A 22,449-nucleotide genomic window follows, 5' to 3' on the forward strand; every position below is an offset into this window, starting at 1 on the left:
AAAGGTCGGGCGTTTTTTTGTGCACAGATTAATGAACACCACAGGGTTACTCGTGTTCTTCGAGGTATTGAAGGGCCATCTGCTCCGTCGCGACCTTGATCGGCGGCAACAGATGCGGCGCCACCAGCATCATGATCTGGTACACCACCAATCTCACCTCGCCCTCGCGATCAAGAATCCGCTGATAGTCCAGCGAGAACAGCAGCGTCATGGTGATCTGTTCCACCAACTGCCCCAACGCCTGGGTATCGCTGACCAATTGCCCCTGAGCCTTCAATCGAGCGAGCAACGAAGCCAGTGTGCGCTTCAGCGCATTGAGCAGGTTGCGTATGCCCTTGGCCAGTTTCGGCAAGCGCCCGGCGAGGTTCGACAGGTCCTGGAACAGAAACCGGTAATGGGCCAGGCGTTCGACGATCAGGTGCAGGAACAACCAGTAATCTTCCGGTGCCAGCTCCACATCGGCCGGGGGATCGAGCAGGGGCGCCAGTTCGGCCTGGAAGCGCTCGAACAGTCCGAGAATCAACGGCTCCTTGCCGTGAAAGTGGTAGTAGAGGTTGCCCGGGCTGATGCCCATTTCGTTGGCCACTTCCATGGTGGAGACGTTCGGCTCGCCCTTGTGATTGAACAACTGCAAAGCACATTCGAGAATCCGGTCGCGGGTTTTCATCCAGTCTTCTTAATGGTTCGTTGAACGTCAGCGCACACGCACGTAAGTACCGGGTGCTGCCTCCATCGGTGGATAGTTCTGGTTGCCAAGCACCATGCGTGTCTCTTTTTGCGCACCTGAACGTTCTTGAATCCAGCCCAGCCATTGGGTCCACCAACTGCCATCGACTTGCTTGGCGTCGTAATACCAGGCCCGTGGGTCAGTGCTCAGCTTCGTGCTCTCGACGAAGTGGGCTTTCGGGTTTGAGGGTGGGTTGAGAATGCTCTGCACATGCCCGCTGTTGGACAACACGAAGCGCCGTTCGCCACCCAGCAGCAGGGTCGAGCGATACACCGCATCCCACGGGGTGATGTGGTCGTTGATGCCGGCGACGCTGAAACTGTCGACGGTGACTTTCTGCAAATCGATCGGCGTGCCGCACACTTCCAGACCACCCGGATGACTCAGCGGGTTGTGTTTGAAGAAGTCCAGCAAGTCGCCGTGCAAGGCTGCCGGCAAACGTGTGTTGTCGTTGTTCCAGTAGAGGATGTCGAACGCCGGAGGTTCTTTGCCCAACAGGTAGTTGTTAACGAAATAGCTCCAGATCAAATCGTTGGGGCGCATCCAGGCGAAGACCTTGGCCATGTCGCGGCCGTCCAGCACGCCTTTCTGATAGGAGCGACGCTTGGCCGCTTCAAGCGTCTGTTCGTCGGCGAAGAGGGTCGCAGGCGAGTCCATCTGGCTGTCGAGCAGGCTCACGAGATAGGTCGCGCTGGACACCCGCCGAAGTTGTCGCTTGGCCTGCAAATGGCCTTGCAGGGCGGCAATGGTCAGCCCGCCCGCGCAGGCGCCCATGAGGTTGACCTCGCGGGCGCCAGTGATCGCCCGGCACACATTCATCGCTTCTTCGACGGCTTCGACGTACGTGGACAGCCCCCATTCGCGATGACGCACATCCGGATTGCGCCAGCTGATCATGAAGGTTTGCAGGCCGTTCTTCAGGGCGAACTGGACGAAGCTGTTGTGCGGGCTCAGGTCGAAAATGTAGTACTTGTTGATCTGTGGCGGCACCACCAGCAGCGGTTTGGAATACTGCTTTTCGCTCATGGGCTTGTACTGGATCAACTCCAGCAGCTCATTGCGAAACACCACGGAGCCCGTAGTGGTAGCGACTGTTTTGCCGACTTCGAAAGCTTGCTTGGTGACTTGTCTGGGCAGGCCGTCGTTGTGCAATAAATCATCGACCAGGTGGCTGATGCCTCGCACCAGGCTGTTGCCGCCGGAGTTGAAGATCTCCTTGATCGCCATTGGATTAAGCAGGCTGTTGGACGGTGCCATGGCGTCGTTGAGCAAGGCGAACGCGAAGTGCGCGCGGGCGCGATCGTCCGGGGTCATGTTGCTCTCGTCGATCCACTGTTTGACCTGCTTCTGCCAGCTCAGGTAGGCCTGCAAGCTACGGCGATAAAAAGGATTGAGGCTCCACGCCGGGTCGGCAAAGCGATTGTCCTGCGGATTGGTCGGGTACAAGGTTTCACCCAGCAGGATTCGGCCCAGTTGACCGCCCAGCTTCAAGGCGTGTCGGGCGGTGTGCACCGGGTTGCGCAATCCATGGGCGGCAACGCTGCGCAGGGTCGAAAACAGATCCCGACCACGCAGACCGGTAATTGCACTTTGCGCATTAATGAACGCGGCGGGAGTGGATAGAAATTCCCTCGCTGGCTTTTCGCGCATGAATCAACACTCCTTCGTCTTCAGGCCAAATACAGATACACCGAACCAGAACACCATAGACGCTGTTGCGGATTGTTGCGCGGCGCTGCGTCTTCCCGACCCCTTTTTGTAACAAAAGCCAGGGCCGATTAGCCGCCCAATGGCGCCGGATGCGGATGCATCACGGCACGCTGACGTTCTTCCTGGAGAAACTTCATGATGATCGGTGCCACTGCTTCGGCCCGGGTAATCAGGAACAGATGCCCGTCATCGATGATGTGCAACTGGGCGTTGGGAATCCGCCAGGCCAGTAAGCGCATGTTGACCAACGGGATCAGCGGATCGTCGTCACCGGCCAGTATCAGGGTTGGCTGGTGGATCTTGTGCAGCCAGTGAATGCTGGTCCAGCCGAGGCCGGCGAACAGCTGCCAGTAGTAACCGAGCTTGCCTGCCGAGCGGACCTTGGCGGCATGGCTGGCGGCCAGGGTCGGATCGCGACGGAACGCACCGCCATAGATCATCGGCGCAATGCGAATCACGTGGGATGGCTGGATATAGCGTCGTGGGCTGGCCATCATCCACAGGACTTTAGGCTTGCCCGGCACCATCACCGTGCCAGCCGCCGTGGCCGCCAGAACGAGTTTCTTGCAGCGCTCGGGATAGTCGTAGGCGAACTGCTGCGCCAGGGCGCCACCCCACGACACGCCAATCACGTTGACTTGCCCGTAGTCGAGATAGTCGAGCATCCGCGCCGTGAGTTTTGCCAGGCCCGGAAAGCGATACGGTTGCCTTGGCGTCGACGAACCGCCGACACCAGGAACGTCGAAGGCGATGACCTCAAGGTCCGGGTCCAACGCCGCGACGAACGGAAACACCAGCTCCAGGTTGGCGCCGATGCCGTTGAAAATCAGCAAGGGCGTCAAGTGAGGCTTGCCGGGGCGTACCGCCGTGCGGAGGGTCTGGCCATCCAGGTCGACGGTACGAAATATGAACGGTTGCGGCATGCTTCAAGCCCTGTGGGGTCACTCTCTCAATTTCACCCCCGATCCCCTGTGGGAGCGGGCTTGCTCGCGAATGCGTCAGGTCAGTCGACATCACTGTTGAATGATCAATCGCTTTCGCGAGCAAGCCCGCTCCCACAGGGGCGCGAGGTGTGTCAGTTACCGCTCATGCACATACGTGCCTGGTGCAGCTTCACCTGCTGGATAAGCCTTGTTGCCCAGTTTGGTCGGGGACTTTTTCAGCTCGCCCGAACGCTCGGCTTGCCATGCCTGCCAGTGCAACCACCAGGAATCGGTGTGCTTGGTGGAATTTTCTTGCCACTCCTCGGCCTTGACCGGCATTTCGGAGCTGGTCATGTAGCGCGATTTCGGATTGCCCGGCGGGTTCAGAATGCTCTGGATATGCCCGCTGCTGGACAGCACGAACTCAACCTTGCCACCGAACAGTTGTGCCGACTTGTAGCAGGACTTCCACGGAGTGATGTGGTCGTTGGTTCCGGCCAGGGAGTAGATATCGGCAGTGACCTGCTTCAGATTGATCGGCGTACCGCACACTTCCAGTGCATCAGGACGGATCAGTGGGTTGGTCTTGAACATCTCGATCAGGTCGCCGTGGAACGCAGCAGGCAACCGTGTGGTGTCGTTGTTCCAGAACAGGATGTCGAACACCGGCGGCTCGTTGCCCAGCAGGTAGTTGTTGACCCAATAGTTCCAGATCAGGTCGTTGGGGCGCATCCAGGCGAAAACTTTCGCCATGTCGCGGCCTTCCAGTACGCCGGCCTGGTAGGAGTGGCGCTTGGCGGATTCGAGGGTCTGCTCGTCGACGAACAGTGCCACGTCGCTGTCCAGGGTGGTGTCCAGCACGCTGACCAGCAGCGTCAGGGCGTTGACCTTTTTCTCGCCGAGTGCGGCGTAGTGGCCCAGCAAGGCGGTGCAGGTGATGCCGCCGGAGCAGGCGCCGAGCATGTTGATGTCTTTGCTGCCGGTGATCGCGGTGACCACGTCGACGGCTTCCTTGAGCGCTTCGATGTAGGTCGACAGGCCCCACTCACGCTGCTCCTTGGTCGGGTTGCGCCAGCTGACAATGAACGTCTGCATGTTGTTGCGCAGGCAGAAGCGCGCCAGGCTCTTGTCCGGACTCAGATCGAAAACATAGAACTTGTTGATCTGCGGTGGTACCACCAGCAGTGGGCGCTCGTGCACCTGTTCGGTGGTCGGCCGGTACTGGATCAGTTCCAGCACGTCATTGCGAAACACCACCGCGCCTTCGGTGACGCCCAGGCTCTTGCCGACCTCGAACGCGCCCATGTTGACCTGGCTCGGCATGCCGCCGTTGTGCACCAGGTCCTTGGCCAGATGGGAGAGGCCATCGAGCAGGCTTTTACCGCCGGTTTCGAAGAAGCGTTTGACCGCCGCCGGGTTGGCCGCACTGTTGGTCGGGGCCATGGCTTCGGTCATGAGGTTGATCACGAAATGCCCGCGTGCGACGTCCTTGGGCGAGAGATTGCTTTCGCCGATCCAGTCGTGGAGTTCCTTGCGCCACGCCAGGTAAGTTTGCAAATAACGTTTGTAGAGCGGGTTCTGACTCCAGGCCGGGTCGTGGAAGCGACGGTCATCGCTTGTCGGTTGCAGCGCAGATTTGCCGAACAGCACGTTCTTCAGTTCGATACCGAAATGAGCGACATGCTTTGCACTATGAATCGGTTGTTTGATGGCCTGGGTCAGCACCATACGGGCAGAGCCCAACAGATCTTTTCTACGCAGTCCAACGACGGGATTCAGCCCCAAGGTATTTTCCGAGGCCTGAAGTTTCAGGTCATCGTTATTCTTGTTACTCATCTACGACGCTCCATTGTCCTGAGACGAGTACCTGGGTCCAGCTGTGCAGTCCACAGCCAGTGCCAGGTACTACTGCTCGGGTGACCGTTAATTCTGCATCGCTGCTTTTTAGTTCAGAGAGCACTGCAGGTACCTTGCCAGCACCATTGGTTACCCGAGTTTAATTTTTTTCGCAAGCAGGCCAATCGTTGGCCCAAACGCGGAGCATTCAAACAGATGGAATTAGAAAATGCCTTCTAATGAGCGAGAGGCCCGAGTTAGAGCATCAGCTTGACGATGGATTCGTTCGGGTCGCGGGTCTTTCCGGCGGCTTTGAGTTCGGCAAGATAATCGTTCCAGAGATCCTCTTGACGCACGCCCAGCTGGTACAGATATTCCCAAGTGAACAGGCCGCTGTCGTGGCCGTCGTCGAAGGTCAATTTCAGTGCGTACTGACCGGCCGGTTCGACCTTGGTCAGGCCTACGCCGATCTTGCCAAATTGCAGGATAGGTTTGCCGTGGCCCTGGACCTCGGCGGAAGGAGAGTGCACGCGCAGGAACTCGGCGGGCAGGTGATGTTCCTCGCCGGACGCGTATTTCAGCGACAGGGTTTTCGAGGCTTTGTGCAGTTTGATGTCGGTGGGGAGTTGGGTCGTCATGGGGCCGGTCGTCCGTCTTAATGGAGGCCCTGTGTCGGCGGGTGATCCTGTGGCGAGGGAGCTTGCTCCCGCTCGGCTGCGCAGCAGTCGTAAATCCGGCGAATGGGGTCTTGCTGATAAACCGCATTCGCCGATTTTGGGGCCGCTTCGCGACCCAGCGGGAGCAAGCTCCCTCGCCACAGAAGCCCGCTCACACAGAATGTGACCTACAGGATATAACGGGACAGGTCTTCGTTCTGCGCCAATTCGCCCAAGTGGCTGTTGACGTATTCGGCGTCGATCATGATCGGCTTTTCGTCGTGGGCGCTGGCCAGATCGCCGGCGCTGAACGACACCTCCTCAAGCAGGCGTTCCAGCAGCGTGTGCAGGCGACGGGCGCCGATGTTCTCGGTCTTCTCGTTGACCTGCCAGGCGATCTCGGCGATGCGCTTGATGCCGTCCGGCTGGAACTCGATCACCAGGCCTTCGGTTTTCAGCAGGGCGCAATACTGCTCGGTGAGCGACGCGTGCGGCTCGCTGAGAATGCGTTCGAAATCTTCAGGCGTCAGCGCCTTGAGTTCGACACGAATCGGCAGACGACCTTGCAGCTCTGGCACCAGATCGCTCGGCTTGCTCAGGTGGAACGCACCGGACGCGATGAACAGGATGTGGTCGGTCTTGACCATGCCCAGTTTGGTGTTGACGGTGCAACCTTCGATCAGCGGCAGCAAGTCACGCTGTACGCCTTCACGGGAGACGTCGACGCCACCGGAGTTGCCGCGCTTGGCGACTTTGTCGATTTCGTCGATGAACACGATGCCGTGTTGCTCGACCGCTTCCAGTGCCTTGGCCTTCAACTCTTCTTCGTTGACCAGGCGACCGGCTTCTTCGTCGCGCACCAGTTTCAGCGCTTCCTTGACCTTGATCTTGCGGCTCTTGCGTTTGCCCTTGCCCATATTGGCGAACAGGCTCTGCAACTGGTTGGTCATCTCTTCCATGCCCGGTGGCGCGGAAATATCGACACCGGTCACTTCGGCGACTTCGATTTCGATCTCTTTGTCATCCAGCTGACCTTCGCGCAGGCGCTTGCGGAACAGTTGGCGGGTGTTGGAGTCAGCGGACGATCCGGCGTCTTCGTTGCTGAAACCCATGCGTGCCGGTGGCAGCAGGGCGTCGAGGATGCGATCTTCGGCGGCGTCTTCGGCGCGGTGGCGAACCTTGGTCATTTCCTGTTCGCGCAGCAGCTTGATCGCCGCGTCGGCCAGGTCGCGAATGATCGATTCAACGTCGCGGCCGACATAGCCGACTTCGGTGAACTTGGTCGCTTCGACCTTGATGAACGGCGCGTTGGCCAGTTTCGCCAGGCGACGGGCAATCTCGGTTTTACCGACACCGGTCGGGCCGATCATCAGGATGTTTTTTGGCGTGACTTCAACGCGCAGCTCTTCAGGCAGCTGCATCCGGCGCCAGCGGTTACGCAGTGCGATGGCGACGGCGCGCTTGGCATCGTCCTGGCCGATGATATGGCGATTGAGTTCGTGGACGATTTCACGGGGAGTCATGGACATAGTAATTGGCGGTCCTCAGGTAAAAGTGAGCCGTGGCGTGGTGGCCAAGACAGGCTTACTCAGCGAGGTCCTGCTCCTCAATGGTGAAGGTGTGGTTGGTGAATACACAGATGTCGCCGGCGATGCCGAGGGCGGTTTCGACGATTTCCCGGGCTGACAGGTCGGTTTTCTTCAGCAGCGCGCTGGCGGCGGCCTGGGCGTAACCGCCACCGGAACCCATGGCGATCAGACCTTCTTCAGGTTCGACCACGTCGCCGTTGCCGGTGATGATCAGAGAAGCGTCTTTGTTCGCGACCGCGAGCATGGCCTCGAGGCGGCTGAGGGAGCGGTCAGTGCGCCATTCTTTGGCGAGTTCGACAGCGGCGCGAACCAGGTGGCCCTGATGTTTCTCAAGCTGGCCTTCGAAACGCTCGAAGAGGGTGAAGGCGTCAGCGGTGGCCCCGGCAAAACCGGCGATCACCTGGCCGTGGTACAGGCGGCGAACTTTCTTCGCGTTGCCTTTCATCACGGTATTGCCCAGAGAAACCTGGCCGTCGCCGCCCATGACGACTTTGCCGTGGCGGCGAACTGAAACGATGGTGGTCAAGGGAGAGTCTCCACGCAGCGGGGCGAAAATGCCTTATTCCAACTCATATGGGGGTGGTGGAGACGATTTCAACTGCAGGAAGGGAGAGGGGACGAGCGGTGTGTCAGTGGCAAAGAAGGGGGCGGGTGAGTTCCTGTGGCGAGGGAGCTTGCTCCCGCTCGGCTGCGAAGCAGTCGTAAACCCGGCCTTCACGGTCCGTCTGACGGATCGCGGTGGCCGGATTTGGGAGTGCTGCGCACTCCAGCGGGAGCAAGCTCCCTCGCCACAAAAGCAGGCTGTTTCTGGAGGGTTAGCGGCTTTGGCGTTGTTGTAACAACAGGTTGCTGAACCCGCTGCCAGCCAGTTGTTTTTGGGCGGTGGTCAGTTGTTCGCGATTACTGAACGGACCAACCAGCACCCGATACCAGGTTTCGTCCTTCACGGTGCCGGATTCAACCGCTACCGCCTGACCGAGCAGGATGATCTGGGCCCGAACCTTGTCCGCATCAGCTTCCTTGCGGAACGAACCGGCCTGCAGGAAGAACTTGGTCACCGGCGCCGCTTTGGACACCGGTGGCGCTGGCGGCGGGGTAATCCCGGCCAGGGCGGCCTGAGCCCGTGCGGTATCGATCTTCGCCGCTTGCTCGGGCGTAACCGGTGTCGTCGGAATGGCCGGCACTTGCGGCGTCGGCAGGGTTTTCTCCGGCACCGCATCCGGCGGCACGATGACTTCCGATTCCGGCAGCAACGTGTAGAAGTCGTACTTCGGCTTCACCGGTTGCGTCGGGCTCGGCGGGGTCTTGTTGGCCTCGGCGATCTTGGCTTTCTGCTGCTCGACCTTCTCGCGCTTGACGCTCTCGCTACCCTTGCCCGGTTCCAGTTTCATCAGGAACACCAGAAAAGCGCCGACCGTCAGGCCGATGGCCATCCACAGCCAACCCGGGATCGGTTGCTTTGCAGGAGCTTGGTAACGGCTGGCGCCACGCTTGGGTGCAGGTTTTTTCTTGGCAGCCAACTTACATACGCTCCAGAGTTTCCAGACCCAAGAGTTCCAGGCCTTGCTTGAGAGTGCGGCCGGTCAGCGCGGCGAGGCGCAGGCGGCTCTGCATTTGCGCCGGGGTGTCGGCGCCGAGGATCGGGCAGTTCTCGTAGAAGCTGGAGAACAGGCCGGCGACATCGTACAGGTAGGTGCAGAGGATGTGCGGCGTGCCTTTGTCGGACACGTTGTTCAGTATTTCGCCGAACTGCGCCAGTTTCGCGGCCAGCTCATGTTCGTGCGGCGCTTCAAGGACAATCTGCCCTTCGACTTCGCTGAAGTCCTTGCCGAGTTTGCGGAACACGCCGGCCACCCGGGTGTAGGCGTACAGCAGATACGGCGCGGTGTTGCCTTCGAAGTTCAGCATCAGGTCGAAGTTGAAGCTGTAATCGCTGGTGCGGTGCTTGGACAGGTCGGCGTATTTCACGGCGCCAATGCCCACGACCTTGGCGATGTTGCGCAACTCGTCTTCGGCAAGCTCCGGGTTCTTCTCCTTCACCAGGGTGTAGGCGCGTTCCTGGGCTTCGGTCAGCAGGTCGATCAGCTTCACGGTGCCGCCATCGCGGGTCTTGAACGGACGGCCGTCGGCGCCGTTCATGGTGCCGAAGCCCATGTGTTCCATTTCCATCGGGTGCGTCACGAAGCCGGCCAGGCGCGCGACCTGGAACACTTGCTGGAAGTGCAGGGCCTGGCGCTGGTCGACGAAGTACAACGCGCGATCGGCCTTGAGCTTGCCGCTACGGTAGCGCACGGCGGCCAGGTCGGTGGTGGCGTAGAGGTAGCCGCCGTCAGCCTTGACGATGATCACCGGCAGCGGGTCGCCGTCGGCGTTCTTGAATTCGTCGAGGAACACGCATTGAGCGCCATTGCTCTCGACCAGCAGGCCAGCGGCCTTGAGGTCGTTGACCACGTTGATCAGGTCGTCGTTGTAGGCGCTTTCGCCCATTACGTCGGCCATGGTCAGCTTGACGTTCAGCAATTCGTAGATTTTCTGGCAGTGCGACAGCGAGATGTCTTTGAACTTGGTCCACAGCGCCAGGCAATCCGGGTCGCCGGCTTGCAGCTTGACCACCAGGCCGCGGGCGCGATCGGCGAATTCTTCGGATTCGTCGAAGCGTTGCTTGGCGGCGCGGTAGAAGTTTTCCAGGTCCGACAGCTCATCACTGGTGATCGGGTTTTCCTGCAGGTAAGCCATCAGCATGCCGAACTGGGTGCCCCAGTCGCCAACGTGGTTCTGGCGGATCACTTCGTCGCCGAGGAACTCCAGAACCCGGGCCACGCCGTCGCCGATGATGGTCGAACGCAAGTGGCCGACGTGCATTTCTTTGGCCAGGTTCGGGGCCGACAGGTCGACCACGGTGCGCTGCACCGGGCCGGCTTTGCGCACGCCGATGTGGTCGTCGGCCAGTGCCGCGTCCAGGCGGGTCGCCAGGGCTTGAGTGTTCTGGAAGAAGTTCAGGAAGCCAGGACCGGCGATTTCGGCTTTGGAGACGTTCTCGTCAGCCGGCAGCGCGGCGATGATTTTCTCGGCCAGGTCACGGGGCTTCATGCCCGCAGGCTTGGCCAGCATCATGGCGATGTTGCTGGCGAAATCGCCGTGAGTCTTGTCGCGGGAGTTTTCCACCTGGATCGCCGGCGACAGGCCTTCAGGCAACACACCTTCGTTGACGAGTTGGGTGATGGCTTGTTGGATCAGCTGGCGAATGGTGTCTTTCATGGTGTTCTCTTTCGACCGCAAGCGCGGCGGCGCCTGGATGCGCTAGTGGAAAAACTGGGCATTATCCGTTGCGAAGACGGGCTTGCCAACTATAGCGGGCAGGTTATGGATATGTGGTGACAAATCGACCGCTATCGCGGGCAAGCCCGCTCCCACAGGGTAAGTGGTATGACGTAGAGCAAGTGAACAACGCAGATCCCTGTGGGAGCCGGGCTTGCCCGCGATAGCGATCTTGAATTCAATACAAATCGACCGGATCCACATCCAGCGACCAGCGCACCGCCCGCCCACTCGGCATCTGCTCCAACACCAGCAACCAACTGCTCAGCAATCGATGCAGCGGCGCCCTGGCCGTGGCTTGCAGCAACAACTGCGCGCGATAACGCCCGGCCCGGCGCTCCATCGGTGCCGGCACTGGCCCCAGCAACTCAATCCCGGTCAGATTCTGCTCGGCCAGCAAACGCTCGGCCTCGCTGCACGCTTCATCGAGGAAGCCTTCGGCCTGCCCCGGTTTATGCGCTTCGGCCCGCAGCAGTGCGAGATGCGCAAACGGCGGAAGCCCTGCGGAGCGGCGTTCGCTCAACGCCTGTTCGGCAAAGGCGAAATAGCCCTGTTCGGTCAGTTGCACCAGCAGCGGATGGTCGGCCAGGTGCGTCTGGATAATCACTTTGCCCGGCTCTTCAGCCCGGCCCGCACGCCCGGCCACCTGGACGATCAACTGCGCCATGCGCTCGCTGGCGCGGAAGTCGCCGGAGAACAGCCCGCCGTCGGCATCGAGAATCGATACCAGCGTCACCCGTGGAAAGTGGTGCCCTTTGGCAAGCATTTGCGTGCCGACCAAAATGCACGGCTGGCCTTTCTGAATGGTCGTGAACAGCTGATTCATCGCGTCTTTACGCGAAGTGCTATCGCGGTCGACCCGCAGCACCGGGACGTCCGGAAACAAAATCCCCAACCGTTCTTCGGCGCGTTCGGTGCCGGCGCCGACTGGTCGCAAATCGACCTTGCCGCATTTCGGGCAATGCCGAGGAACGCGTTCGACGTAGCCGCAATGGTGGCAGCGCAGTTCGCCGGAGCGCTGGTGCACGGTCATGCGCGCATCGCAGCGCTGACACTCGGACATCCAGCCACAGTCGTGACAGAGCAAGGTCGGGGCAAAACCGCGACGGTTGAGGAACACCAACACTTGTTGTCCGGCGGCCAGCGTCTGGCCGATGGCCTGCTGCATCGGCCCGGAAATGCCGCTGTCCAGTGGACGGCTTTTAACGTCCAGGCGCAGGAATCGCGGCTGCTTGGCGCCGCCGGCGCGCTCATTCAGGCGTAAGAGCCCGTATCGACCGGTGTAGGCGTTGTGCAGGCTTTCCAGCGACGGCGTGGCGGAGCCGAGGACAATCGGGATGTTTTCCTGGCGGGCGCGCACCAATGCCAGGTCGCGGGCGTGATAGCGCAGGCCTTCCTGCTGTTTATAGGAACCGTCGTGCTCTTCATCGATGATGATCAGGCCGGGGTTCTTCATCGGCGTGAACAGCGCCGAGCGGGTGCCGATAATGATGTCGGCGTCACCGTCCCGGGCGGCGAGCCAGGCTTCGAGGCGCTCGCGGTCATTGACCGCCGAGTGGATCAGCGCGATGCGCGCATTGAAACGCTGCTCGAAGCGCGCCAGGGTCTGCGGGCCGAGGTTGATTTCCGGGATCAGTACCAGCGCTTGTTTACCGGCCTCGAGGGTTTCGCGGATCAACTGCAAATAGACTTCGGTCTTGCCGCTGCCGGTGACGCCGGCCAGCAGGAACGCGTGATAACTGTCGAAACCTGCGCGAATCGCCTCATAGGCCGCGCGCTGCTCGGGATTGAGCGGCAGTTCCGGCTGTGCCAGCCAGTGTTCGTGGCGGGCGTCGGGGGCGTGCTTGCGGATTTCGACTTGCACCAGATCCTTGGCCAGCAGCAAATCCAGGCTGTCCTTGCTCAACATCAGTTTGCTCAACAACTGATGGGCGACACCGTGGGGATGCTGGGCCAGGGTCGCCAGGGCCTCACGTTGACGCGGGGCGCGAGCGATGCGCGGATCATCGAGGCTGGCGCCGGGTGCGGCGGACCAGAAGCGTTCCTGCCGTGCTTCGGCCAGTTCACCCTGACGCAGCAACACCGGCAGCGCCCAGCTCAAAGTGTCGCCGAGGCTGTGCTGGTAATACTGAGACGTCCACAGGCACAGCTTGAACAGCGCTGGCGGCAGGGGCGGTGTGGCATCGAGCAGGGCCAGGGCCGGCTTGAGCTTTTCTACCGGCACTTCACTGGTGTCGGTGACCTCCACCAGAATCCCGATCATCTCCCGTCGGCCGAACGGCACCCGCAGGCGCATGCCAGGTTGCAACTGGGCACGCAGGACTCCGGCCGGGGCACGGTAATCGAACAGACGGCGCAGCGGCGAAGGCAGGGCGAGGCGCAAAATGGCGTCGGGCACGCGGGGGTACTCATCTTGGGCGGACGGTGAAGAAGGGCGCGAGCCTAGCAGACGAGTGGTAGGGGTGTCCCCTGTCGGGTGACGGGCTCTGTTTTAAATGGCGGCTTGCACGGCGAGGTGGTCGAGTCTTTATGCCTGAACGCTGCTCTAAGACGTTTTAATCGAGTTGGGCCACAAAGCTATTAAGCTTCTTTAATCTTGCAGGTTCTTGAACCGGATGCGATGGAGTGAAGGACGCCGGTTTGGATATCCCTCACCCTGATAAAAGTTTTCACTGTTATAAATAAGAGTGAGGGGTTATGTTTAATTTCCAGTGATACTGAAAACTATATCAACCTTGTATTGGGGTATGTCGCCGAATGCGACTGTGGTAAAGATAAGCTCTCCTTCGAGATGCCTTACACTTGAAAAGTTTTTTAGGTTTAACTGTCCTTCGATCGCATGAAACCATTTTTCGCTAGGCCAAAGGCTATAGCTGCAATTTATTTCCTCGCTCGGCCCCACCTTGTAGGTCCCGGACGCGGGCTCTGGAGTGTTGAAAGAAATCTCTATTTGGAAGGTATCCTCGATTCCCTCGGGATCGTCACCGGATAGGTGTACCCTTTGATCATAGCGGTAGAATCCATTAGCTGTTAATGGGTAAGTTTTTCCAGAGCCAAGAATCATGACTGTGCCGGTCAAAGTTCCGGTAGCCATACTTTTTGTTGGCGATGATTGGCTATGTTGCGGCTTGTCGGATATTGACATGAATATGCTCCTGCAATATTAATTTGCTGTGCTTGAGTTGTATTGCTGCAACAACAAGTACGCGCTATTTATGCAGTGGCGTCACCTGATAAAAATGACAGTTAGTTGGTCTTTTTTGTTATAGATCTCCGTGGTTTTATAATTAATACATCCCGTTTGGTTGAATTCCCCCGATTTTGCGCTTCGGTTGCACACGCGTCAGGTCGGTGTGCGGTGGTCGGCGGCTTGCGGGCAAGTCGGGACAATTTTCTGATGAAAAGGCCGGAGGGAAGCTTGCGCGTTGAAAAAGGTCTGGTAGAATCCGCGGCCTAATTATGTGCGGTATTCAACAATAGTGTTGAGTGGCGGCACACTAGCCTGAGGAATACACCATGAAAGCCGATATCCATCCAGCGTACGAAACCATCGAAGTAACTTGCAGCTGCGGCAACAAGTTCGAAACTCGTTCGAACCTGTGCAAGCCACTGGGTACTGACGTATGCAACGAGTGCCACCCGTTCTACACCGGTAAGCAGAAGACTCTGGATACTGGCGGCCGTGTACAGCGCTTCGCAGACCGTTTCGGTGCTTTCGGCAAGAAACCTGCTGCTGCAGCAGAGTAAGGTTGCAAAGCCCCATGGGCTTTACCTTGCTGATGAAAAAGGCGTCCCTCGCGGGCGCCTTTTTTGTGTCTGCGATTTGGCTTTCCGGTGCCCAGGCCTTCTGCCCGGCGCCGAGCGGGCTGTCATCCGTTGTGGTGCAGCGGGTGGTGGATGGTGACACGCTGCGCCTGAGCGATGGCCGCAGCGTGCGCATGATCGGTTTGAATACGCCGGAGCTGGGCAAGAAAGGCCGTTCCGACGAGCCGTTCGCCGTGGCGGCACGCCAACGCCTGGAAGCGCTGGTGGCTGCCAATGATGGGCGGGTCGGTTTGCTGCCCGGTAAAGAAAGCAAAGACCATTACGGCCGAACCTTGGCCCATGTCTACGGTGCCGATGGCGCCAACCTTGAAGCGCAGATGCTTGCTGAAGGGCTCGGTTTCCTGGTGGCGGTCGCGCCGAATGTCGATCTGGTCGACTGCCAGCAAGCGGCGGAACACCGTGCCCGTCGGGCCGGACTCGGGTTGTGGCGTCAATCCCCTGTGCTGAAAGCGGAGCAGATCAACACGTCCGGATTCGCGGTGCTCAGCGGCCGTGTGAGCAAGGTTCAGCGCAATCGCGGCGGGATTTGGATCGAGTTGCAGGATTCGGTTGTATTGCGCGTTGCACCCAATTTGCTGGGGCAGTTCGATGTGGCGAATCTCGAGCGGCTGAAGGGCAGGCAGATCGAGGCCCGTGGTTGGGTGCTGGATCGCTCGCGGCGTGGCGGACTGAAAGAAGGGCAGGCGCGCTGGCTTTTGCCCTTGACCGACCCGGCGATGCTTCAGCTGGCGCAGTGATAAAAAATTGTAGACATTTTTTCTGTCGATTGTGAACAGTCAATCCCTTGTGTTCCGCGGCTCTTGGTCCAAAGTCGTAGGGCCGGGCGCTTGACAGGGGTGACTGGTCAGTCTTGTGAGGACTTTGCGAGGCGAGTATCCTCGGCGGTCCGTCTGTCCAACAGTAAAAAGCGGAATGCCCCTATGTCTGATCTGAAAACTGCCGCTCTCGAATATCACGCCCATCCCCGTCCAGGGAAGCTGAGTGTCGAGCTCACCAAGGCCACCGCTACCGCCCGCGACCTGTCGCTGGCCTACAGCCCCGGCGTAGCCGAACCAGTACGCGAAATCGCCCGCGATCCTGAACTGGCCTACAAATACACCGGCAAAGGCAACCTGGTTGCAGTCATTTCCGATGGCACCGCAATTCTCGGCCTGGGTAACCTTGGCCCATTGGCTTCCAAGCCAGTCATGGAAGGTAAAGGCGTGCTGTTCAAGCGCTTCGCCGGCATCGACGTTTTCGACATCGAAGTCGACTCCGAAAGCCCGCAAGCCTTCATCGACACCGTCAAGCGTATCTCCATCACCTTCGGTGGCATCAATCTGGAAGACATCAAGGCACCTGAGTGCTTTGAGATCGAACGTGCTCTGATCGAGCAGTGCGACATTCCGGTATTCCACGATGACCAGCACGGCACCGCGATCGTTACTGCGGCCGGCATGATCAACGCCCTGGAAATCGCTGGCAAAACCCTCGCCGACGCCAAGATCGTCTGCCTGGGCGCCGGTGCTGCCGCCATCTCCTGCATGAAACTGCTGGTGAGCATGGGTGCCAACATCGAAAACATCTTCATGGTTGACCGTACCGGCGTGATCCACTCCGGCCGTGACGACCTGAACCAGTACAAGGCTGTTTTCGCTCACTCGACTGAAAAACGCACGCTGGCCGATGCCCTGAAAGGCGCGGACGTGTTCGTGGGCCTGTCCGGCCCGAACCTGCTGAGCGCTGAAGGCCTGAAGTCCATGGCGGCCAACCCGATCGTGTTCGCGTGCTCCAACCCTGATCCGGAAATCGCCCCGGAACTGGCTCACGCCACCCGTGACGACGTGATCATGGCGACCGGTCGTTCGGACTACCCGAACCAGGTCAACAACGTACTGGGCTTCCCGTTCATCTTCCGTGGTGCCCTGGACGTTCGCGCCAAGCGCATCAACGAAGAAATGAAAGTGGCTGCGGCCAACGCCCTGCGTGAACTGGCCAAACTGCCGGTTCCACAGGAAGTGTGCGACGCCTACGGCGGCATCAAGCTGGAATTCGGTCGTGAGTACATCATTCCGAAACCAATGGATGCCCGCCTGATCACCGTGATCTCCGATGCCGTGGCCAAGGCTGCAATCGAGACCGGCGTAGCGACCCTGCCGTATCCGAAGAACTACCCGCTGAAAAGCGTGGATGACGTGTTCAACGGCTAAGTCGTTGTAGCGCTTCAACCCAAAGCCCCGGCTCTTGCGAGTCGGGGCTTTTTTATGTCTGAGGGTCGCCGATCGTTCCCACGCTCTGCGTGGGATGCAGCCCGGGACGCTCCGCGTCCCTTTCCAGAGCTGGAACGCAGAGCGTCCCTTGAGGCATTCCCACGCAGAGCGTGGGAACGATCAGCCCCGCTCTTCTTTCGAAGGCGGGGCTTTTTGCAGCTTCAGGCGATCAGAACAAATCGATCGGTGCCGCTTCGTCCGCTGGCAGTGGGCTTCCCGGCGCAATGCCGTTGCCCAGCTCGTTTGCCGACGGTGGCGTGTCTTCGGCCTTGAACAGCTCGAAGTAGGCGCCGGGCGTGCCTGGGCTGGCTGCACGGCCGCTGATCGGGTCGACTCGCAGACTGAGGATGCCTTCCGGCTCCGGCTGCGTGTGGGGCGGCAGGTCTTTGAGTGCGGCGCCCATGTAGCTCATCCAGATCGGCAGGGCGACGGTACCGCCGAACTCCTTGCGACCCAGGCTTTCAGGCTGGTCGAAACCGGTCCAGACCGTGGTCACATAATCGGCGTTGTACCCGGAGAACCAGGCATCCTTGGACTCGTTGGTGGTACCGGTCTTGCCCGCAATGTCGCTACGGCCCAAGGCCAGGGCGCGGCGGCCGGTGCCGAGTTTGATGACGTCCTCGAGCATGCTGTTGAGGATGTAAGTGGTGCGGCCATCGACGATGCGCTCGGCCACGGCCGGCGTTTGTGGTGCTGGCTGTGCGGTCAGCGCTTCGCCGGGGGTGGCGCTGACGGTGAAGGCGTTGGCCGCGACAGGGGCAGCGATACCGTCGGTGACGACGTTGCCTTTGGGGACGCTCGGCGGGTTGGCGACGAACAGCGTGTCGCCATTGCGGCTTTCGATCTTGTCGATGATGTAGGGGGTGATCTTGTAGCCGCCGTTGGCGAAAGTGCTCCAGCCGGTAGCGATTTCCATTGGCGTCAGCGTCGCGGTGCCCAGGGCCAGGGACAGGTTGCGTGGCAGGTCCTGCTTGTTGAAGCCGAACTTGCTGATGTAGTCGATGGTGCGGTCAACGCCCAGCGCTTGCAGCAAGCGGATCGACACCAGGTTGCGCGACTTGTAGAGCGCCTCGCGCATGCGGATCGGGCCGAGAAAGGTGTTGGTGTCGTTCTTTGGGCGCCAGACCTTGTCCAGGTACTCGTCGACGAACACGATCGGTGCGTCGTTCACCAGGCTGGCGGCGGTGTAGCCGTTATCCAGCGCTGCACTGTAGACGAACGGCTTGAAGCTCGAGCCCGGCTGGCGCTTGGCCTGCATGGCGCGGTTGTAGTTGCTCTGTTCGAAGGCGAAGCCGCCGACCAGGGAACGAATTGCACCGTTCTGCGGATCGAGGGAAACCAGGGCGCCCTGAACCTGTGGGATCTGGCTGAATTTCAGCGAGTTGTCTGGCTGGCGCTGCACACGAATCAGGTCGCCGACCTGGGCAACGTCCGAAGGCTGTTTCGGATTGGCGCCCATGCTGTTGGTGTTGAGGAACGGCCGCGCCCATTTCATGGTGTCCCAGCTGACATGTTCCTCACCGGTACGGGTCAGCACTTGCAGGCCGGTCTTGTCGACCTGGGTGACGATGGCGGGCTCAAGGCTGCTGATGGTGCGTTGCTTGGTCAGCTCGGTTGTCCAGGCCTCGCGAGTCTTGCCCGGCAGGCGCGACTCCGGTCCGCGATAACCATGGCGCTGGTCGTAGGTCATCAACCCTTCATGGAGGGCGGTGTTGGCCATTTCCTGCAGGTTGCTCGGCACCGTGGTGGTGACGCGGAAACCCTCGGTATAGGCGTCGCTGCCATAACGGCCGACCATTTCGGCGCGGGCCATTTCAGCGATGTACGGTGCGTTCACTTCCGGGGTCGGCACGTGATAACTGGCGTTCAGCGGTTCGTTGATCGCGGTCGTGTAGTCGGCTTCGGTGATTTTGCCGAGCTTGTACATGCGCCCAAGGATCCAGTCGCGTCGCTCCTTGCTGCGGGCCGGATTGGCCAGCGGGTTGAAGCGCGAAGGGGCTTTCGGCAGGCCGGCGATCATCGCCATCTGCGCCAGGCTGACATCACGAATCGACTTGCCGTAGTAAACCTGCGCGGCGGCCTCGATGCCATAAGCACGGTTGCCCAGATAGATCTTGTTGACGTACAACTCGAGAATCTCGTCCTTGGTCAACTGCCGTTCAATCTGCAGGGCCAGGAGAATTTCAGTGGTTTTGCGCGAGAAGCTGCGTTCGCTGGTCAGGAAGAAATTCTTCGCCACCTGCATGGTGATGGTGCTGCCACCGGACTGAATGTGTCCGCTTTTTATCAACTGGGTGGCCGCGCGCATCAGGCTGCCAGGATCGACACCGTAATGATTGGCGAAGTTGTCGTCTTCAGCACTTAGTAACGCATTAATGAAATTGGGCGGAATGTCGGCGAACCGGATCGGTGTGCGGCGCATTTCGCCAAATTCTGCGATCAGCTTGTTGTCGCTGCTGTAGACCCGCAAAGGAATCTGCAACTGGATGCTTCTCAGAGCCTCCACGGATGGTAATCCCGGACTAAGGTAGAGAAAGGCGCCGCTAAGACCGAGGAGCAGTCCGCAGAAAACGGCGACGATGGACCAACCGAAAAATTTCAGCAGACGAATCAAGGCTTTTGGACATCCAGGGCAAAGAATGAATTAGGCATCAGGGTTCAGATAAACAGGAAACGACCCGCACTTGAAGTAAAAACCGGAAAAAAGCGCTGGGCATTATAAGCATTTTTCCGGCGGGAGCGTGATTTGCGCTGCTGTCAAGACGGGTGGTTTGAACGCAATGGATATTACAGAGTCCGTAAGACACGGATAGTCATAGGGAATTGGTAGTGCTAGGACTCTTCAATAAGAAAGCCAATACGCTTCTGGGGATCGACATCAGCTCCACGTCGGTCAAGCTTCTGGAGCTAAGCCGCCAAGGCGACCGTTATCGGGTCGAGGCCTATGCGGTGGAACCTTTACCCACTAATGCGGTGGTCGAGAAAAATATCGCCGAGCTCGAAGGCGTAGGGCAGGCGCTCGCCCGCGTGTTGCTCAAGGCCAGGACCAACCTCAGGAACGTCGCCGTGGCCGTAGCCGGTTCGGCGGTGATTACCAAGACCATCGAGATGGACGCCGGTCTTTCCGACGACGAAATGGAAAACCAGCTGAAGATCGAGGCCGATCAATACATCCCTTATCCATTGGACGAAGTGGCCATCGACTTTGAGGTCCAGGGCGTTTCTGCGCGCAACCCCGAGCGGGTCAACGTGCTGCTGGCGGCCTGTCGCAAGGAAAACGTCGAGGTCCGGGAAGCGGCCCTGGCCCTGGCCGGCCTGACAGCTCGTGTGGTCGACGTCGAGGCCTATGCGCTGGAGCGTTCCTACGGATTGCTGGCGAGACAGCTGGCTGCCTCTCAGGAGCGTTTCACGGTAGCGGTGGTCGATATCGGCGCCACCATGACCACCCTGAGCGTGCTGCACCAGGGGCGGATCATCTACACCCGCGAGCAATTGTTCGGCGGTCGTCAACTCACGGAAGAAATCCAGCGACGTTATGGCCTGACCATCGAGCAGGCGGGGCTGGCGAAGAAACAGGGTGGTTTGCCGGACGATTACGTCATTGAGGTGTTACAGCCGTTTCGCGATGCGCTGGTGCAACAGGTGTCGCGTTCGTTGCAGTTTTTCTTCGCCTCCGGTCAGTACAGCTCGGTCGATCACATTCTATTGGCCGGCGGTACCGCATCGGTTCCGGGGCTGGACCGCTTGATCGAACAACGTTTGGGTACGCCGACGCAGGTGGCCAACCCCTTTTCCGACATGGCCTTGAGCAGCAAGGTCAACGCCGGTGCCCTGGCCAGCGATGCGCCGGCACTGATGATCGCCTGCGGGCTGGCCCTCAGGAGTTTCGACTGATGGCACGGATCAATCTTTTACCCTGGCGCGAAGAACTGCGTGAAGTGCGCCGCAAACGCTTTCTGCTGGCGCTGGTCGGTGTGATCGTAGGGGCTGTGGGTGCTGTGCTCATCGCGAACCAGGCCATCAGTGGCGCTATCGATCGGCAAGTGGCTCGAAACGATTACATCGGCAAACAGATTGCCGTGGTTGATGAGCGGATCAAACAGATCAGCGATTTGAAGGCGCGTCGCCAGCAACTGGTCGAGCGCATGCGCATCATCCAGGACCTGCAAGGCAACCGGCCGATCAGCGGACGTATTTTCGATCAGCTGGCGCGGACGCTGCCCGACGGCGTGTATTTCACTGAGGTGAATATGGCCGGCAAATCCTTGTCCATCACCGGAGCGGCCGAGTCCAACAATCGTGTCTCGGACCTGATGCGCAATCTGGATGCGTCCGATTGGTTCGATGCGCCCAGCCTCACGGAAGTCAAGGCGATGACCGCCGGTCAGCTGGATCAGGCCAACGTCTTTCAGCTGACCGTTCGTCAGACCCAGCCCGCCGCTGCGGAGGGCGGCAAATGAGGCTGTCTGACTGGTTCGAAAGCTTGCGCAAGATCGACATCAATGACCTGGACACCAATAACATGGGTTCCTGGCCGCCAGCCATCAAGGCACTGGCGGGTATCCTGCTCATGATGCTGGTGCTTTCGCTGGGCTACAGTTTTTCCATCAGTGACCTTCAGAGCCACCTCGAACTCAAGCGCGAGGAAGAGTCGGCCCTCAAGGAGCAATTCGCCAACAAGGCCCATATGGCGGCGAATCTGGAGCTGTATACGCAGCAGATGAAGGAAATGGAGAACTCCTTTGGCGTACTTCTGCGGCAATTGCCCAGCGACACCGAAGTGCCCGGCTTGCTGGAGGACATTACTCGCACCGGCCTGGGCAGTGGCCTGGAGTTCGAAGAGATCAAACTGCTGCCGGAGAACACGCAGCAGTTCTACATCGAGCTACCGATCCAGATCACCGTCACCGGCGCCTATCATGACCTGGCCACCTTCGTCAGCGGTGTCGCCGGGCTGCCCCGGATTGTCACCCTGCATGACTTTGACCTTGCACCGGCCAACCCGGAAGGTGGCTCGAAGTTGCGCATGAGAATCCTCGCCAAGACCTACCGCTACAACGACAAGGGGCTGCAAAAATGAGCCCGATTCGTTGCTTGTCGATGGTTGTGTTGGTCGCCGGCCTGGCCGGTTGCGGCGGCGACAATGATTTCAGCGACCTGGATGCCTACATGAACGAAATGCGGTTGCGTGCGCCCGGCAAGATTGAACCAACGCCGACATTTCGGTCTTACCCAACATTCACCTACAGCGCCGCCAACCTGCGAAGCCCGTTTTCCCGACAGATCAGAGTCGATCTGGCCGGCCAGAAACACGGCTCGCGAAACGTCAAACCTGATCCGAATCGGGTCAAGCAGTACCTCGAAGGTTTCAACATCGAGCAGTTTGAAATGGTCGGAACGATCGCCAATGCGACCGGTTCCTTCGCGCTGCTGCGCGGGGCGGGCGGGGTGCATCGGTTGAAAGTCGGCGATTACCTGGGGCGTAACGATGGGAGGATCGTCGCCATCAGTGGTTCGCAGGTCGATGTGGTCGAAATCGTTCCCGACGGCGAAGGCGCCTGGCTGGAGCGGCCGCGGACCATCCCTTTGAAAGAACACTCATAGTGGAACTCGAAT

19 protein-coding genes are annotated in these 22,449 nt (G+C 59.7%); 7 read left to right on the top strand and 12 right to left on the bottom strand.

Features of this window, described 5'->3' with window-relative positions:
• Positions 1 to 46 precede the first annotated feature (46 nt).
• The 11 genes from ACQ4OB_RS07075 to ACQ4OB_RS07125 form a co-directional block, all read right to left on the bottom strand.
• A complete protein-coding gene (locus ACQ4OB_RS07075; RefSeq protein ID WP_008149531.1) occupies positions 47 to 667 on the bottom strand; it encodes a TetR/AcrR family transcriptional regulator in 621 nt (206 codons plus the stop codon).
• A 27-nt stretch (positions 668 to 694) separates the two neighbouring features.
• On the bottom strand, positions 695 to 2,377 hold the full coding sequence (phaC, locus tag ACQ4OB_RS07080; RefSeq protein WP_074872874.1) for a class II poly(R)-hydroxyalkanoic acid synthase: 1,683 nt from the start codon (positions 2,375 to 2,377) through the stop codon (positions 695 to 697).
• A 128-nt stretch (positions 2,378 to 2,505) separates the two neighbouring features.
• Positions 2,506 to 3,360 carry a poly(3-hydroxyalkanoate) depolymerase gene (phaZ, locus tag ACQ4OB_RS07085; RefSeq protein WP_074872878.1) on the bottom strand — a complete coding sequence of 285 codons (855 nt, stop codon included), beginning with the start codon at positions 3,358 to 3,360 and terminating at the stop codon, positions 2,506 to 2,508.
• Between the two features lie 156 nt (positions 3,361 to 3,516).
• Complete coding sequence (gene phaC / locus ACQ4OB_RS07090; protein WP_074872880.1) at positions 3,517 to 5,196, bottom strand: class II poly(R)-hydroxyalkanoic acid synthase; 1,680 nt, start codon at positions 5,194 to 5,196, stop codon at positions 3,517 to 3,519.
• A 257-nt stretch (positions 5,197 to 5,453) separates the two neighbouring features.
• On the bottom strand, positions 5,454 to 5,834 hold the full coding sequence (locus tag ACQ4OB_RS07095) for a gamma-butyrobetaine hydroxylase-like domain-containing protein (RefSeq protein WP_033055352.1): 381 nt from the start codon (positions 5,832 to 5,834) through the stop codon (positions 5,454 to 5,456).
• Between the two features lie 206 nt (positions 5,835 to 6,040).
• Positions 6,041 to 7,381: an ATP-dependent protease ATPase subunit HslU gene (gene hslU / locus ACQ4OB_RS07100; protein ID WP_074872883.1), complete on the bottom strand. Its 1,341-nt coding sequence runs from the start codon at positions 7,379 to 7,381 to the stop codon at positions 6,041 to 6,043.
• A 55-nt stretch (positions 7,382 to 7,436) separates the two neighbouring features.
• Positions 7,437 to 7,967, bottom strand: coding sequence for an ATP-dependent protease subunit HslV (gene hslV, locus ACQ4OB_RS07105; RefSeq protein WP_007899242.1), 531 nt, complete (start codon positions 7,965 to 7,967; stop codon positions 7,437 to 7,439).
• Between the two features lie 289 nt (positions 7,968 to 8,256).
• Entirely contained in the window at positions 8,257 to 8,961 is a 705-nt protein-coding gene (locus ACQ4OB_RS07110; RefSeq protein WP_074872886.1) for an SPOR domain-containing protein, read from the bottom strand.
• A gap of 1 nt (position 8,962) precedes the next feature.
• Positions 8,963 to 10,699 (bottom strand): arginine--tRNA ligase, encoded by a 1,737-nt coding sequence (argS, locus tag ACQ4OB_RS07115; protein WP_430955360.1) that lies wholly within the window; start codon positions 10,697 to 10,699, stop codon positions 8,963 to 8,965.
• A 238-nt stretch (positions 10,700 to 10,937) separates the two neighbouring features.
• Positions 10,938 to 13,157, bottom strand: coding sequence for a primosomal protein N' (locus ACQ4OB_RS07120; protein WP_074872891.1), 2,220 nt, complete (start codon positions 13,155 to 13,157; stop codon positions 10,938 to 10,940).
• 303 nt (positions 13,158 to 13,460) lie between these two features.
• On the bottom strand, positions 13,461 to 13,904 hold the full coding sequence (locus ACQ4OB_RS07125; RefSeq protein ID WP_430955361.1) for a hypothetical protein: 444 nt from the start codon (positions 13,902 to 13,904) through the stop codon (positions 13,461 to 13,463).
• Between the two features lie 371 nt (positions 13,905 to 14,275).
• Between ACQ4OB_RS07125 and rpmE the strand changes: the two genes are divergently transcribed.
• The 3 genes from rpmE to ACQ4OB_RS07140 all read left to right on the top strand — a co-directional run bounded on the left by rpmE (position 14,276) and on the right by ACQ4OB_RS07140 (position 16,773).
• Positions 14,276 to 14,506 carry a 50S ribosomal protein L31 gene (gene rpmE, locus ACQ4OB_RS07130; RefSeq protein ID WP_008149553.1) on the top strand — a complete coding sequence of 77 codons (231 nt, stop codon included), beginning with the start codon at positions 14,276 to 14,278 and terminating at the stop codon, positions 14,504 to 14,506.
• A 14-nt stretch (positions 14,507 to 14,520) separates the two neighbouring features.
• Complete coding sequence (locus ACQ4OB_RS07135; RefSeq protein WP_430955362.1) at positions 14,521 to 15,321, top strand: thermonuclease family protein; 801 nt, start codon at positions 14,521 to 14,523, stop codon at positions 15,319 to 15,321.
• 183 nt (positions 15,322 to 15,504) lie between these two features.
• Positions 15,505 to 16,773: a malic enzyme-like NAD(P)-binding protein gene (locus ACQ4OB_RS07140; RefSeq protein WP_008149557.1), complete on the top strand. Its 1,269-nt coding sequence runs from the start codon at positions 15,505 to 15,507 to the stop codon at positions 16,771 to 16,773.
• Between the two features lie 229 nt (positions 16,774 to 17,002).
• Here the strand turns inward: ACQ4OB_RS07140 and ACQ4OB_RS07145 are convergent, their stop codons facing one another.
• On the bottom strand, positions 17,003 to 19,444 hold the full coding sequence (locus tag ACQ4OB_RS07145; RefSeq protein WP_371916910.1) for a penicillin-binding protein 1A: 2,442 nt from the start codon (positions 19,442 to 19,444) through the stop codon (positions 17,003 to 17,005).
• Positions 19,445 to 19,662: 218 nt separating this feature from the next.
• On the opposite strand from ACQ4OB_RS07145, the gene ACQ4OB_RS07150 reads away from it, so the two are divergent.
• From ACQ4OB_RS07150 to ACQ4OB_RS07165, 4 genes are read left to right on the top strand one after another with little or no spacing between them, the layout of a single operon-like run.
• Positions 19,663 to 20,727, top strand: coding sequence for a pilus assembly protein PilM (locus tag ACQ4OB_RS07150; RefSeq protein WP_102615679.1), 1,065 nt, complete (start codon positions 19,663 to 19,665; stop codon positions 20,725 to 20,727).
• Positions 20,727 to 21,293: a PilN domain-containing protein gene (locus ACQ4OB_RS07155; RefSeq protein WP_074872902.1), complete on the top strand. Its 567-nt coding sequence runs from the start codon at positions 20,727 to 20,729 to the stop codon at positions 21,291 to 21,293. Before ACQ4OB_RS07150 ends, ACQ4OB_RS07155 begins: the two co-directional genes overlap by 1 nt.
• Positions 21,290 to 21,913: a type 4a pilus biogenesis protein PilO gene (pilO, locus tag ACQ4OB_RS07160; protein ID WP_074872905.1), complete on the top strand. Its 624-nt coding sequence runs from the start codon at positions 21,290 to 21,292 to the stop codon at positions 21,911 to 21,913. The genes ACQ4OB_RS07155 and pilO overlap by 4 nt, the downstream gene beginning before the upstream one ends.
• Positions 21,910 to 22,437, top strand: coding sequence for a pilus assembly protein PilP (locus ACQ4OB_RS07165; RefSeq protein ID WP_074872908.1), 528 nt, complete (start codon positions 21,910 to 21,912; stop codon positions 22,435 to 22,437). Before pilO ends, ACQ4OB_RS07165 begins: the two co-directional genes overlap by 4 nt.
• Positions 22,438 to 22,449 lie beyond the last annotated feature (12 nt).

The organism is Pseudomonas sp. ES4, assembly GCF_050586665.1.
Lineage (GTDB): Bacteria > Pseudomonadota > Gammaproteobacteria > Pseudomonadales > Pseudomonadaceae > Aquipseudomonas > Aquipseudomonas frederiksbergensis.